Raw genomic sequence first — 12,802 nt, forward strand, 5'->3', positions numbered from 1 at the left:
AAGGGAGATCCAACGTGAAGATTGGTGCACCCAAGGAGCTCGCCAACGGTGAGGCGCGCGTCGCGCTGACACCTGACAGCGCGCAGCTCATCCAGAAGCTTGGACACGACTGCTTGATAGAATCCGGGGCCGGCGCCGCTGCCGGTTTTGACGACGACGCCTACCGCCGCGCCGGCGTCACCGTGGTCGATGGTGCCGAGGCGCTGTGGCGCGATGCCGAGGTGGTGATCAAGGTGCGCGAGCCCCTCGACGAAGAGGTGGGCCATCTGCGTGAAGGACAGACGCTGATCAGCTTCTTCTGGCCGGCACAGAACGAGGCGTTGCTCGAGCAGTGCCGCGCCAAGGGCGCCACCGTCGTCGCCATGGACATGGTGCCGCGCATCTCGCGGGCGCAGAAGATGGACGCCCTGTCGTCCATGGCCAACATCGCCGGCTATCGTGCGGTGATCGAGGCCGGCAACAACTTCGGGCGCTTCTTCACCGGCCAGGTGACCGCCGCGGGCAAGGTGCCGCCGGCCAAGGTGCTGGTGGTCGGCGCTGGCGTGGCGGGGCTCTCCGCCATTGGCACGGCCGCCAGCCTGGGTGCCGTGGTGCGCGCCTTCGACGTGCGCCCCGAGGTGGCCGAGCAGATTGAGTCCATGGGCGCCGAGTTCCTGTTCCTCGACTTCGACGAGAGCCAGGACGGCGCGGAGAGCGGCGGCTATGCCGCGCCCTCCAGTCCCGAGTTCCGCGAGAAGCAGCTCGAGTGCTTCCGCGAGCAGGCCCCGGACGTCGACATCGTCATCACCACGGCGCTGATTCCCGGCAAGCCGGCGCCCAAGCTATGGCTGGAAGACATGGTCAAGGCCATGAAGCCGGGCTCGGTGATCGTCGACCTGGCCGCCGAGAAGGGCGGCAACTGCGACCTGACCAAGCCGGACGAGAAGGTGGTGACCGACAATGGCGTGACGATCGTCGGCTACACGGACTTTCCCTCGCGCATGGCCACGCAGGCCTCGCTGCTCTATTCCACCAACATCCGTCACATGCTCACCGATCTGACTCCCGAGAAAGACGGGACGGTCGTGCATGACATGGAAGACGACGTGATCCGCGGTGCCACGGTGACCCACCAGGGCGAGATCACGTTCCCGCCGCCGCCGCCCAAGGTGAAGGCCATCGCTTCGGCCAAGCCCAAACCCAAGGAGAAGGAGCCGACGCCGGAGGAGAAGAAGGCCGCCGAACTCGCCACCTTCAAGGCGCAGACCAAGCGTCAGGTGACGCTGCTGGGCGTCGGCGGGGCTTTGATGCTGCTGCTCGGCCAAGTGGCGCCGGCGTCGTTCATGCAGCACTTCATCGTTTTCGTGCTGGCTTGTTTCGTCGGCTTCCAGGTCATCTGGGGGGTCAGCCACTCACTGCATACGCCGCTGATGGCGGTGACCAATGCCATCTCGGGCATCATCCTGCTGGGGGCGATCCTGCAGATCGGCTCGGGCAGCGGCATCGTGACGCTGCTGGCAGCGATCTCGGTGCTGATCGCCACCATCAACATCGTGGGGGGCTTCCTGGTCACGCGCCGGATGCTTGCCATGTTCCAGAAATCCTGAGCGGCGGAGAGAGACTATGTTGGGTCAAGGATTCGTGTCTGCCGCCTCGATCGCGGCAAGCGTGCTGTTCATCCTCTCGCTGGGGGGGCTGAGCAACCAGGAAAAGGCCAAACGGGCGGTGTGGTACGGCATCGTCGGCATGGCGGTGGCGGTGTTCTTCACCGCTTTCGGGCCGGGCATCGGCGGCTACTGGTGGATGATTCCGATGATGATCGTCGGCGCCGGAGCGGGCTGGTACGTGGCCAAGAAGGTCGAGATGACCGAGATGCCGCAGCTGGTGGCGGCGCTGCACTCTTTCGTCGGCCTGGCCGCGGTCTTCGTGGCCTGGAATGCCGACATGGAGCGTACTCGGGTCGCTGCAGCCCAGGCTGCCGGTGCCGCGACCGACGGCTTCTCGGCCTTCGCCGCCCTGGTGGCCACCAAGACGCCGGCCGAGCTGACCTTCCTGCAGCTCGAGGTGGTGTTCGCCATCTTCATTGGCGCGGTGACCTTCACCGGTTCGGTGGTCGCCTTCGGCAAGCTGGCCGGCAAGGTGGATGGCAAGCCCAAGCAACTGCCCGGCGGACACATGCTCAACGCGGTGTCCGCCGTACTGTGCTTGGTGCTGGCCGTTGCCTACCTCAACGGGGCGGGCTTCTGGACGCTGCTGCTGCTGGCCGCATTGTCGTTCTTCATCGGCTGGCACCTGATCATGGGGATCGGCGGTGCCGACATGCCGGTGGTGGTGTCGATGCTCAACAGCTACTCCGGCTGGGCGGCGGCGGCCATCGGCTTCACGCTCTCCAACGATCTGCTGATCGTCACCGGGGCGCTGGTGGGCTCTTCGGGCGCCATTCTGTCGTACATCATGTGCAAGGCGATGAACCGCAACTTCATCAACGTCATTCTCGGCGGCTTCGGCGGCAGCCAGGGTGAAGCGGCGGCCATCGAAGGCGAGCAGGTGGCCATCGATGCTAGCGGCGTGGCCAGTGCCCTGAATGACGCCGATAGCGTGATCATCGTGCCGGGGTACGGCATGGCCGTGGCCCAGGCCCAGAATGCGGTCAGTGAGCTGGTGCGCAAGCTGCGCGCCGCCGGCAAGAACGTGCGCTTCGGCATTCATCCGGTGGCCGGGCGTTTGCCGGGGCACATGAACGTGCTGCTCGCCGAGGCCAAGGTGCCCTACGACATCGTGCTGGAGATGGAGGAGATCAACGACGACTTCCCCGATACCGATGCGGTGATCGTCATCGGCTCCAACGACATCGTCAATCCCGCCGCCCAGGAGGATCCCAACAGTCCCATCGCCGGCATGCCGGTGCTCGAGGTGTGGAAAGCCAAGCACGTCTTCGTCTGCAAGCGAGGCCAGGGTACGGGCTACTCCGGCATCGAGAACCCGCTGTTCTTCAAGGAGAACACCCGGATGTTCTACGGCGATGCGCGCAAGAGTATCGACGACCTGCTGCCGCTGATCGACTGAGGCTGCCCCTGGCCGCAGCGCCCGGGATCGAGACGCCTTCACCGGGATCGTCCCGTAGTGAAGGCGTTTTTCGTTACAATGCCCGCATCTTCGACTTGCTATGGGGCGACCATGTCCGATCAACCCAGACGTGTGGCGGTGCTCGGTGGCGGCAGCTTCGGCACGGCGCTGGCCAGCATTGCTGCCGACAACGGTGCCGAGGTGCGCCAGTGGCTGCGCGACCCCGGCCTCGCCGCCCAGATCAACCGGGAACACCGCAACGACCGCTATCTGCCCGACTATGCCATCAACCCTGACGTGCGGGCTTCCAACGACATGGCCGAGGTGCTCGTCGGGGCCGAGCTGGTTCTAGTGGCGATTCCTTCCCAGGCGTTTCGCGATGTGGTGCGTCAGGCGCTTCCCTGGCTCGAGGCCGACCAGATTCTGGTCAGCACTACCAAGGGCATTCAGGAGACGGGCTTCAAGCTGATGAGCCAGATCCTCGAGGAGGAGACGGGGTTCACTCACATCGGCGTGATCTCGGGCCCCAACCTGGCCACCGAGATCGCCCAGAAGCAGCTCACCGCCACGGTGGTGGCCAGCGACGATGCCCTGACGCGTACCCGGGTTCAGCAGGCGCTGGGCTGCGACTACTTTCGCGTCTATGCCAGCAACGACCGCTATGGGGTCGAGCTGGGCGGCTCGCTCAAGAACATCTACGCCATCGCCGCCGGGATGGCTGCGGCGCTGGGCATGGGCGAGAACACCCGCAGCATGTTGCTGACCCGGGCCCTGGCGGAAATGGGCCGCTTCGCCGTGGCGCGCGGTGCCAATCCCATGACGTTTCTCGGGCTGGCCGGCGTGGGCGACTTGATCGTCACTTGCTCATCGAACCTGTCGCGCAACTACCGGGTCGGCTTCGCCCTTGGCGAGGGCAGGTCTCTCGACGAGGCCGTGGCGGCACTGGGACAGGTGGCCGAGGGCGTCAATACCGTCCGCCTGGTGCGCAACAAGGCGCGCGAGGAGGGGGTCTACATGCCGCTCGCCGAGGGTCTCTATCAGGTGCTCTTCGAGGGGGTGCCGGCGCGCGAGATGGCCCGTCTGCTGATGCGCGGCGAACAAAGTAGCGACGTGGAGTTCATCCTGCCGCGGGAAGACGTCCAGAAGGCCCATCGACGCGTGGAGGCCGGCGATGAAGGTGAGGCCCGCGATGAGTGAGCGCCTACTGATCATGCGCCACGGCGAGGCTGGCCCGGGCAGCCCCGATGCCGCCCGCGAGCTGACCGCCCAGGGGGAGCAGGAGGCGCAGCGCATGGCGGACTGGCTGGCCGCACGGGATGAAATCGCGGCGTCACGGCTACGGCTGTTCGCCAGCCCCTACGTGCGTGCGCAGCAGACGGCCGAAGCGGTTGCCGAGGCCTTGGCCATCCAGTTCGAGACGCTGCCGATCGTGACTCCCGACGATCCACCTGAGGCCGTCGTCGACTGGCTACTCGAACGGGCCGGGCAGGGCCCGCTGCTGCTGGTGAGCCATATGCCGTTGGTCGGCGCGCTCACCGGTCTGCTGGTCGAGGGGCGAGCCGAGCGTGGTCTCGGCTTTCCCACCGCCGCCGTGGCCGAACTCGAGGCCGACGTCTGGGCGGCCGGCTGCGCGCACTTCGTTCGTTTCACCACCCCGGCGGATCTCGTTTGAGCGAACCGCCTCAGGCGGTGACCGGGAGCCGGGCGGTGATTCAGCGTCGCGGCTGACACGGTTGCCGCCATTGCCGTACCGAATCGACGATTCAGGAACGGCCGTCGCTTTTCTGCAGGCTCATCACGCGTTCATGGGATTCGACCATGGTCGATATTGTCATACATGCGCTCTCCGTCTAGGGTTTGTTGTATGATGTATTACAAAGTCGATTGCCGTGCCGTACGCGCGATGTCAGTCGACTTCACTAGCGGCGAAACGAGAGGACGACCGGGTGAAGTTTTCCAGAGCAGACGTCAAGCAGGCCCTGAGCGATGGGCTCTTGTCCTTCCCCATCACCGACTTCGATACCGAGGGTCGTTTCGATGGCGAGAGCTATCGTCAGCGGCTGGAATGGTTCATCAGCCACGATATTTCCGCCATCTTCGTGGCCGGCGGTACCGGAGAGTTCTTCAATCTGTCACTCGACGAGTTCCGTGAGGTAGTGCGCGTGGCCGTGGAGACGGTTGACGGCAAGCTGCCGGTGATCGCCAGTGCGGGGTTGAGCGTCGAGAGCGGCAAGGCCTTTGCCAGGGTAGCCGAAGAGGCGGGTGCTGACGGCATCCTGTTGATGCCTCCTTACCTGACGGAGTGTCCTCAGGAGGGGTTGGTCGAGTATGCACGCCAGATCTGCGGCTCGACCGAGCTCAACGTCATCTATTACAACCGTGGAAACGGGGTGCTCGATGCTTTCTCGGTACAGAAGCTCGTTGCCCAGTGCCCGAATCTCGTCGGTTTGAAAGATGGCAAGGGCGACATACAAGCACTCAACAAGATCGTCAAGACGGTCGGCGATCGACTGGCTTACGTAGGTGGCGTGCCGACCGCCGAGATTTTTGCCGAAGCCTATCTGGCCATCGGTGTCAATACCTATTCATCTGCCGTGTTCAACTTCGTGCCCGAGATGGCCGTGAAGTTCTACAAGGAGCTGCGCAAGGGAAACAGTGAGGTCGTCAAGCAGATCACCAATGACTTCTTCATTCCCTTCGTGGACCTCAGGGATCGGAAGAAAGGCTATGCCGTCAGCCTGGTCAAGGCCGGCGCCGAGATCATCGGCCGCCCGGCCGGCAGTGTCCGGGCGCCTTTGGTCATGCCGAATTCCGAAGAGCGCCATCAGCTGGAGACGTTGGTGGAAACTGCCAAACAACTATAACGCCTTTCCCGAATCGCCAGAAACCTTACGAGGAATCATCATGCAAACAACAACGTTCATGAAGAAAACCGTCTGCGCAGCGGCCGTTACGGCTGCCATGGGTGCCATGTCGCTGCCGGTGCAGGCAGAAGGCTGGCGGGGTTGGAACATCCACCCCGAGGGCTACCCCAATACCGAGGCACTGGAGGCCTTCGCCGAGCGCGTGGCCGAGAGAACGGAAGGTCGCATCGAGCCGCAGGTCTACAACAATGCCGTGCTCGGCGATCAACCGGATGCCATCGAGCAGACCCGCAATGGCGCCCTCGATTTCGCCAACTTCAACATGGGTCCCATGGGTCCCATCGTGAATGAAACCAACGTGCTTTCTCTACCATTCATCTTCGATAGCATCGATCATATGCATGAGGTGATGGACGGCGAAATCGGTCAGCAGTTTGCCGATGCCTTGGCCGATAAGAACCTGATTGCCTTGTCGTGGTTCGATTCCGGGGCACGTAGCCTCTACAACACAAGCCATCCGATCGAGGCGCCGGAGGATGTCGAAGGTCTGAAGATTCGCGTCATGAACAACGACCTCTATGTCGAGATGATCGAGGCGCTGGGCGGCAATGCGACGCCCATGGCCTACGGGGAAGTCTTCCAGTCCTTGAAGACGGGCGTGCTCGACGGCGCGGAGAATAACTACCCATCCTTCGAGTCAAGCAACCATTATGAGGTCGCTGAATACTATTCACTCACCGAGCACCTGATCATTCCGGAGTGCCTGTGCATCGCCAAGGCGAGCTGGGAGTCGCTTTCCGAGGAAGACCAAGAGATCGTTCGCGAAGAGGCGATCAAGGCTTCCCAAATGCAGCGCCAACTCTGGGTCGAGGGCTCGCAAGAGAGCCGTGAGATCGTTCTGGATGCCGGCGTCGAAATCAATGAGATCGAAGACAAGACTCCCTTCCAGGACCTGATGGAACCGGTCTATGCCGGCTTCATCGAGGAAAACCCCGATCTGGAAGAGCTCATCGACGCCATCCGTTCATCCAACTGATCGCTGACCATGGTGCCCTCCCGGTGGTATGAAGCCGGGAGGGCAGGAGGCGTACTGCGTGAGAGTTCATCTCGAATCGCCCGAGGCAACCGTGAACCTGGACCAACTCCAACAAATCCTCCGTCGCATTCTGGACGGTATCGCCTGGTGCTGCATGGTGGTGGCCGGTGTGCTGCTCGTTGCGTTGATCGCGATCTTCGGCTGGCTGGTGTTCGGGCGCTATGTGCTCAATGACACGCCAACCTGGGTCGAGCAGGCCTCGCTGGTGATGGTGGTCTACATCACCTGCCTGGGCGCCGCCGCCGGCGTGCGTGCCAATACCCATCTGAGCATCGATTTCGTGCGTGAGGGGTTGCCCGAACCGTTGCGAATCCTAGGGCGTTACCTGGCCGATCTTTTCGTGGTCGTCTTCGGCGGCTTCATGGCCCATGAAGGCTGGGGGCTGGTCGCTACCAACCTGGAGAGGGCGATACCCATGATCGGTCTGTCGGAAAGCTGGCGTGCGGCTCCTTTGGTGATCTGTGGCGTTCTCATCACGGTGTTCGCTCTGGCCAACATTCTGGCTCGCCTGTTTGGCATCAATCGTCAAGAGGAACACTGACCATGGGGCTTGCCATTCTGTTTGGCCTGTTCTTCCTGGGCCTGCTGGCCGGGGCGCCCGTCGCTTTTGCCGTGGGCCTGGCTGCGGTAGTCACCTTCATGTACGAAGGTCTACCCCTGTTCGTGGCCTTCCAGCGGATTCTGTCGGGGATCTCGGTGTTTTCCCTGCTGGCCATTCCGTTTTTCATCTTCGCCGGTGAGTTGATGCTGCACGGCGGCATTTCCACCCGTCTGGTCCGCCTGGCCTCGGCGGCCGTGGGCAGGCTGCGCGGTGGGCTGGGCATCGTCAACGTGAGTTCCTCCATGCTGTTCGGTGGAATTTCCGGATCCGCGGTGGCCGATACCTCGGCGCTGGGCTCCATTCTCGTGCCGGTCATGAAGGAAAAGGGCTACGACGCGGATTATGCGGTGAACGTCACGGTCACTTCGTCGGTGGCCGGGGTGGTGATCCCCCCCAGCCACAACATGATTCTCTATGCCGTGGCTGCCGGGGGCGGCATTTCGGTTACCCAGTTGTTCATGGCGGGCATCGTGCCGGGTATCCTCATGTGCCTGACCTTGGGGTTGGCCGCCTATCTGGTGGCCGTGCGGCGCGGTTACAAGGGAGAGACCTTTCCGGGCTGGTACGTGTTGATCATCAGCCTGGCCCAGGCCTTGCCGGGCTTGATGACGGCAGTGATCATCGTCGGTGGCGTGCTTTCCGGGGTTCTCACCGTGACCGAGTCCGGGGCCTTCGGGGCGATCTACGCCATCGTCGTGACTGGGCTGGTCTACCGCGAACTGCGCTGGGAATCGTTCAAGACCGCGGTGTTGCAGTCGGTACGTACCACGGCTCTGGTCATGATCCTGGTGGGCTGCGCCTCGGCGTTCTCCTATCTCCTGGCCATGTACAACGTGCCGCAGCTGCTCACTGAAGCGCTGATGGCGCTCTCCGACAATCCCATCGTGATCTTCCTGCTGCTCAACCTGCTGTTGCTGGGGCTCGGCATGATCATGGACATGGCGGCACTGATCCTGATCTGCACGCCGATATTCCTGCCGGTCGCCGCTCAGTTCGGCATGGATCCGATCCAGTTCGGCATCATCATGATGATGAACCTGGGCCTGGGCCTGTGCACCCCGCCCGTGGGAGCTTGTCTGTTCGTCGGCTGCGTCATTGGAAAGATCAAGATCGAGCAGGCCGTGCGCACCATCTGGCCCTTCTATCTCGCCCTGTTCGTGGCCTTGATGCTGGTGACCTACGTGCCGGCGGTGTCGATGACGCTACCCCGTTTCTTTCAGTGACGACCCGCTCAACAGGATTGATACGCCATGAAGATTGCTGCTGTACACACTCATGTTCTCGACCACGAGCTGGATACGGCCTTCGAGAGTGCTTCCATGCACTTCAAGCGACGCCAGCACTGTCTGGTGGAGATCGTCTGCGATGATGGCACCGTGGGTTGGGGCGAGTGCCTGGGACCGGCCCTGCTCAATGCCGCCGTCGTCCAAGCCTATGCCACGGGCCTGATCGGCCGCGATCCGCTGGAGACCGAGAAACTCTGGCTCGAGCTCTACAACCGTCTGCGTGATCAGGGCCAGCGAGGCTTGACCGTCACCGCTCTGAGCGGTATCGACATTGCGCTTTGGGACATCAAGGGCAAGCGTTTCGGGGTGCCCGTCTCGACACTGCTGGGTGGGCGTTTTCGCGACAGCGTGAAGGCCTACGCCACCGGTTCCTTCCGTCGCGAAGGGGTGGACCGAGTCAATGACATCGCGCATGAGGTGGCCGGCTATCGAGACGAGGGCTTCCACGCCGTGAAGATCAAGATCGGCTTCGACGTCGAGGAGGATCTGCGCGTCATCGAGGCGGTACGCGAGGCCATCGGCCCCGGGATGCGCCTGATGATCGACGCCAACCACGGCTACGACTGTCTGGAGGCGGTGGAAGTGGGCAAGCGTGCCGCCCGCTTCGGGGTCGACTGGTTCGAGGAGCCGGTGTTGCCCGAGCATCTCTCGGCTTATCGGGCGGTGCGTGCCGACCAACCCATCCCGGTGGCCGGCGGCGAAACCTGGCACGGCCGCTATGCCATGCTCGAGCCGCTCACTACGCGCGCGGTGGACGTCGTGCAGCCCGATATCTGCGGCGTGGGGGGCTTCTCCGAGATGCGCCGCGTGGCCGACATGGCGGCCCTGCATGGCGTGCGTCTGGTGCCGCACGTATGGGGTACCGCCGTATGCATCGCTGCCAGCCTGCAGTTCATGGCAGCGATGCTGCCCAATCCGCCGCGGCGCGACCCCATCGAGCCGATCCTCGAGTTCGACCGCACCGACAATCCTTTCCGCCAAGCGGTGGTCAAGACGCCCCTCGAGCACTGTCACGGTGTGGTTTCCATTCCCGATGGGCCGGGCTTGGGCATCGAGATCGATCGTGATGCGCTGGCACGCTACGCATTGAAGGAGGCGTAAGCATGGCGACGATTCCCCCCAATACCCGCCCGCTGGATGGACCACGACCGCAGCTCGAGACACCGCAGGGCGCCACCGACTGCCATGTCCATCTCTACCTGCCGGGCCATAACGGCCAGGCAGGGGGGCCTCCGATTGCCGAGTTGGCCACGGTGGCCGACTACCGCCGGGTACAGCAGCGCCTGGGGCTGGAGCGGGTGGTGGTGACCCAGTCGAACGCCTATCAACTCGACAACGGTGCGCTGCTCGAAGCGCTCGACCAGTTGGGCACCGAGGCGGCCCGTGGCGTGGCCGCCGTGGTGCCGGATACCTCGGAGGCCACGCTGCGCGACTGGCACGCGCGAGGCGTGCGTGGCGCACGCATCATGAATCTGCCCGGCGGCGCCGTGACGCATGACGACATGCTGGCCGTGGAACGCCGTATTCGTCCCTTCGGCTGGCACCTGATGGTGCAGTTCAACGGCCGTTATCTCGACGACTACCTCGATGGCCTGAAGCGCATCGAGGGCGACTACATCATCGACCATATCGGCAAGTTCATGCCGCCGGTGGCGGCCGACGACCGACGTGTCGACGAGATTCTGCGCCTGCTGGATCGCGGCAATGCCTGGTTCAAGATCTGTGCCGGCTACGAGGCCAGCGTCATCGGCGGGCCGCATTACGGCGACATCGGGGCCATCGCGCGGCGAGTCATCGAGCATGCCCCCGAGCGCATCCTCTGGGGCAGCAACTGGCCGCATGTGGGCGTTCCCCGGGAACAGTATCCTGACGACGCCGAGCAGCTCGACGTGCTGCTCGACTGGGCCTCCCCCGAGTTGCAACAGCGCATACTGGTCGACAACCCGGCCGCCCTGTACGGCTTCTAACCCCGGTGTTCGTGATCGGCGCGTGACCTGCAGCCCGGGTCATTCGCCACGGCAATCAAGCAAGGAGAGTTCTCATGTTGAATCGGCTTCTGGTTACCGGTGCGGCCGGTGGCGTCGGGCAGGCTATCCGTCCACACCTGATGCGCCTGGCTCACCAGGTTCGGCTGTCCGACGTGAGCGAGCTTAGCGATCTCGCCGCTCATGAAGAAGCGGTCAGCTGTGACCTGGCCGACGCGGAGGCCGTCAGCGCCCTGGTGGCCGACTGCGACGGCGTCATCCACCTTGGCGGCATGTCCGTGGAAAAGCCCTGGAATGACATTCTGCAGGCCAACATCGTCGGTACCTACAACCTCTACGAGGCGGCCCGCAAGCTCGGCAAGCCACGCGTCGTCTTCGCCAGTTCCAATCACGCTATCGGTTTCTACCCACGCACCACGCGCATCGACAATGAGGTTCCCCAGCGCCCGGATTCGCTCTACGGCGTGTCAAAGTGCTTCGGCGAGAACCTGGCGAGCCTCTATTACCACAAGTTCGGCGTCGAGACGCTGAGCGTGCGCATCGGCTCCTGTTTCCCCAAACCGGCAGATGCCCGCATGATGGCGACCTGGATGAGCGTCGAGGATTTCGTGAACCTGCTCGAGCGCGCCTTCATGGCGCCCAAGCTGGAGCATACGGTGGTCTACGGCGCCTCCAACAATCACGAGTCCTGGTGGGACAACGGCAAGGCAGCCTTCCTCGGTTGGGTGCCCAAGGACAGTTCCGAACCCTGGCGTGAGGAGATCGCGCGGCAGCTAGCGCAGGATCCCGACGATCCCGCCGTCGTCTATCAGGGCGGCAAGTTCGTCACCTTTGGGCATCCCGATGACGCTTGAGTGGCATACGAAGACCTGTATATCGACGGGGGCAACCTATGGATGAAGCAGTGAGACTGTCGCTCGATGAGGCCTGGACACTGAGTGTCGACATTCTCGAGGGGCATGGCTATTCCGCGGCCCATGCGGCCGCCATCGCTCGCAGCGTCGTGGCGGCCCAGGGCGACGAGTGTCACTCGCATGGCTTGTATCGACTCATCGACTGTGTGCGCACTCTCCGGCACGGCGGGGTCGACCCGCGCGCCGTTCCCGAGGTGATCGACCAGGCACCGGGGGTGGTACGTGTCGATGCGCGGGGTGGTTGCTCGTTGCTCGCTTTCGAGACCGCTCGGGAACACCTGGTCGAGAAGGCCCGTTCCTATGGGGTCGCGGCACTGGCCGTCAACAACGCCTTTCATTTTTCGGCGCTATGGCCCGAGGTGGAATCCCTGGCTGAGCGGGGCCTGGTGGCATTGGCGATGACGCCGAGCCATGCCTATGTTGCCCCCGAAGGAGGGCGGTCGCCGCTGATGGGCACCAATCCCATCGCCTTCTCCTGGCCGCGTCCGGATGGCATGCCGTTCACCTTCGATTTCGCCACTAGTGTGGTGGCACGCGGCGAGGTCGAGCTCCATCGCCGTGCCGGGAAGCGGATTCCGGAAGGCTGGGCGCTGGACGGTGAGGGTCGGCCGACGACCGACCCGACGGCCGCGCTGGCTGGCGCGCTACTGCCTTTTGGCGGCCACAAGGGATCGGCGCTATCGATGATGATCGAGCTGCTCGCCGGTCCGCTGATCGGTGATCGCCTGGGCCATCAGACCCAGCCAGCGAACGGCAGCGGAGAAGGAACCCCTCAGCACGGTGAATTCCTCCTGGCCTTGGACCCCCGCTCTTTCCTGGGACCCGATGCCGAGGCACGACTACAGCAGGCCGAAGCGCTATTCGAGGGTGTCGTGGTACAGGGGGCGCGCCTACCGTCCCAGCGTCGTCATGCGGCCCGGGAGCGCAGTCAGGCTGAGGGCGTGGCGATTCCCGCTGAGCTTTACGATGAACTGGTCAAGTTCAGGGATGGCGATGGAGCGCAACCGTGAC

The 12,802-nt window shown here is 63.6% G+C and carries 12 protein-coding genes; all 12 read left to right on the top strand.

The window, feature by feature from the left end:
* The first annotated feature begins 14 nt into the window (after positions 1 to 14).
* Positions 15 to 1,586: a Re/Si-specific NAD(P)(+) transhydrogenase subunit alpha gene (locus GFD32_RS12735; RefSeq protein WP_163576987.1), complete on the top strand. Its 1,572-nt coding sequence runs from the start codon at positions 15 to 17 to the stop codon at positions 1,584 to 1,586.
* A gap of 16 nt (positions 1,587 to 1,602) precedes the next feature.
* Positions 1,603 to 3,045 (top strand): NAD(P)(+) transhydrogenase (Re/Si-specific) subunit beta, encoded by a 1,443-nt coding sequence (locus tag GFD32_RS12740; RefSeq protein ID WP_163576988.1) that lies wholly within the window; start codon positions 1,603 to 1,605, stop codon positions 3,043 to 3,045.
* Positions 3,046 to 3,156: 111 nt separating this feature from the next.
* On the top strand, positions 3,157 to 4,242 hold the full coding sequence (locus GFD32_RS12745; RefSeq protein WP_163576989.1) for an NAD(P)H-dependent glycerol-3-phosphate dehydrogenase: 1,086 nt from the start codon (positions 3,157 to 3,159) through the stop codon (positions 4,240 to 4,242).
* Positions 4,235 to 4,717 (top strand): phosphohistidine phosphatase SixA, encoded by a 483-nt coding sequence (gene sixA / locus GFD32_RS12750; RefSeq protein WP_163576990.1) that lies wholly within the window; start codon positions 4,235 to 4,237, stop codon positions 4,715 to 4,717. The genes GFD32_RS12745 and sixA overlap by 8 nt, the downstream gene beginning before the upstream one ends.
* A 274-nt stretch (positions 4,718 to 4,991) precedes the next feature.
* Positions 4,992 to 5,909 (top strand): 5-dehydro-4-deoxyglucarate dehydratase, encoded by a 918-nt coding sequence (gene kdgD / locus GFD32_RS12755; protein WP_163576991.1) that lies wholly within the window; start codon positions 4,992 to 4,994, stop codon positions 5,907 to 5,909.
* A 40-nt stretch (positions 5,910 to 5,949) separates the two neighbouring features.
* On the top strand, positions 5,950 to 6,945 hold the full coding sequence (locus tag GFD32_RS12760; protein ID WP_163576992.1) for a TRAP transporter substrate-binding protein: 996 nt from the start codon (positions 5,950 to 5,952) through the stop codon (positions 6,943 to 6,945).
* Between the two features lie 58 nt (positions 6,946 to 7,003).
* A complete protein-coding gene (locus tag GFD32_RS12765) occupies positions 7,004 to 7,546 on the top strand; it encodes a TRAP transporter small permease (RefSeq protein WP_240455639.1) in 543 nt (180 codons plus the stop codon).
* 2 nt (positions 7,547 to 7,548) lie between these two features.
* On the top strand, positions 7,549 to 8,829 hold the full coding sequence (locus GFD32_RS12770) for a TRAP transporter large permease (protein ID WP_163576994.1): 1,281 nt from the start codon (positions 7,549 to 7,551) through the stop codon (positions 8,827 to 8,829).
* 27 nt (positions 8,830 to 8,856) lie between these two features.
* Positions 8,857 to 9,993, top strand: coding sequence for a mandelate racemase/muconate lactonizing enzyme family protein (locus tag GFD32_RS12775; protein ID WP_163576995.1), 1,137 nt, complete (start codon positions 8,857 to 8,859; stop codon positions 9,991 to 9,993).
* Between the two features lie 2 nt (positions 9,994 to 9,995).
* On the top strand, positions 9,996 to 10,859 hold the full coding sequence (locus GFD32_RS12780) for an amidohydrolase family protein (protein ID WP_163576996.1): 864 nt from the start codon (positions 9,996 to 9,998) through the stop codon (positions 10,857 to 10,859).
* A 74-nt stretch (positions 10,860 to 10,933) separates the two neighbouring features.
* Positions 10,934 to 11,731 (top strand): NAD-dependent epimerase/dehydratase family protein, encoded by a 798-nt coding sequence (locus tag GFD32_RS12785; protein WP_163576997.1) that lies wholly within the window; start codon positions 10,934 to 10,936, stop codon positions 11,729 to 11,731.
* A 50-nt stretch (positions 11,732 to 11,781) separates the two neighbouring features.
* Positions 11,782 to 12,801, top strand: a complete 1,020-nt coding sequence (locus GFD32_RS12790; RefSeq protein WP_276208806.1) for an Ldh family oxidoreductase — start codon at positions 11,782 to 11,784, stop codon at positions 12,799 to 12,801.
* Position 12,802 lies beyond the last annotated feature (1 nt).

Source organism: Halomonas faecis (assembly GCF_010993975.1).
Lineage (GTDB): Bacteria > Pseudomonadota > Gammaproteobacteria > Pseudomonadales > Halomonadaceae > Halomonas > Halomonas faecis.

Bases quoted from the DNA above. Each gene is read 5' to 3' on its own strand.
- GFD32_RS12785 (WP_163576997.1), top strand. From the start codon at position 10,934: ATGTTGAATCGGCTTCTGGTTACCGGTGCGGCCGGTGGCGTCGGGCAG.
- GFD32_RS12770 (WP_163576994.1), top strand. From the start codon at position 7,549: ATGGGGCTTGCCATTCTGTTTGGCCTGTTCTTCCTGGGCCTGCTGGCC.
- GFD32_RS12745 (WP_163576989.1), top strand. From the start codon at position 3,157: ATGTCCGATCAACCCAGACGTGTGGCGGTGCTCGGTGGCGGCAGCTTC.
- GFD32_RS12780 (WP_163576996.1), top strand. From the start codon at position 9,996: ATGGCGACGATTCCCCCCAATACCCGCCCGCTGGATGGACCACGACCG.
- GFD32_RS12740 (WP_163576988.1), top strand. From the start codon at position 1,603: ATGTTGGGTCAAGGATTCGTGTCTGCCGCCTCGATCGCGGCAAGCGTG.
- GFD32_RS12775 (WP_163576995.1), top strand. From the start codon at position 8,857: ATGAAGATTGCTGCTGTACACACTCATGTTCTCGACCACGAGCTGGAT.
- sixA (WP_163576990.1), top strand. From the start codon at position 4,235: ATGAGTGAGCGCCTACTGATCATGCGCCACGGCGAGGCTGGCCCGGGC.
- GFD32_RS12760 (WP_163576992.1), top strand. From the start codon at position 5,950: ATGCAAACAACAACGTTCATGAAGAAAACCGTCTGCGCAGCGGCCGTT.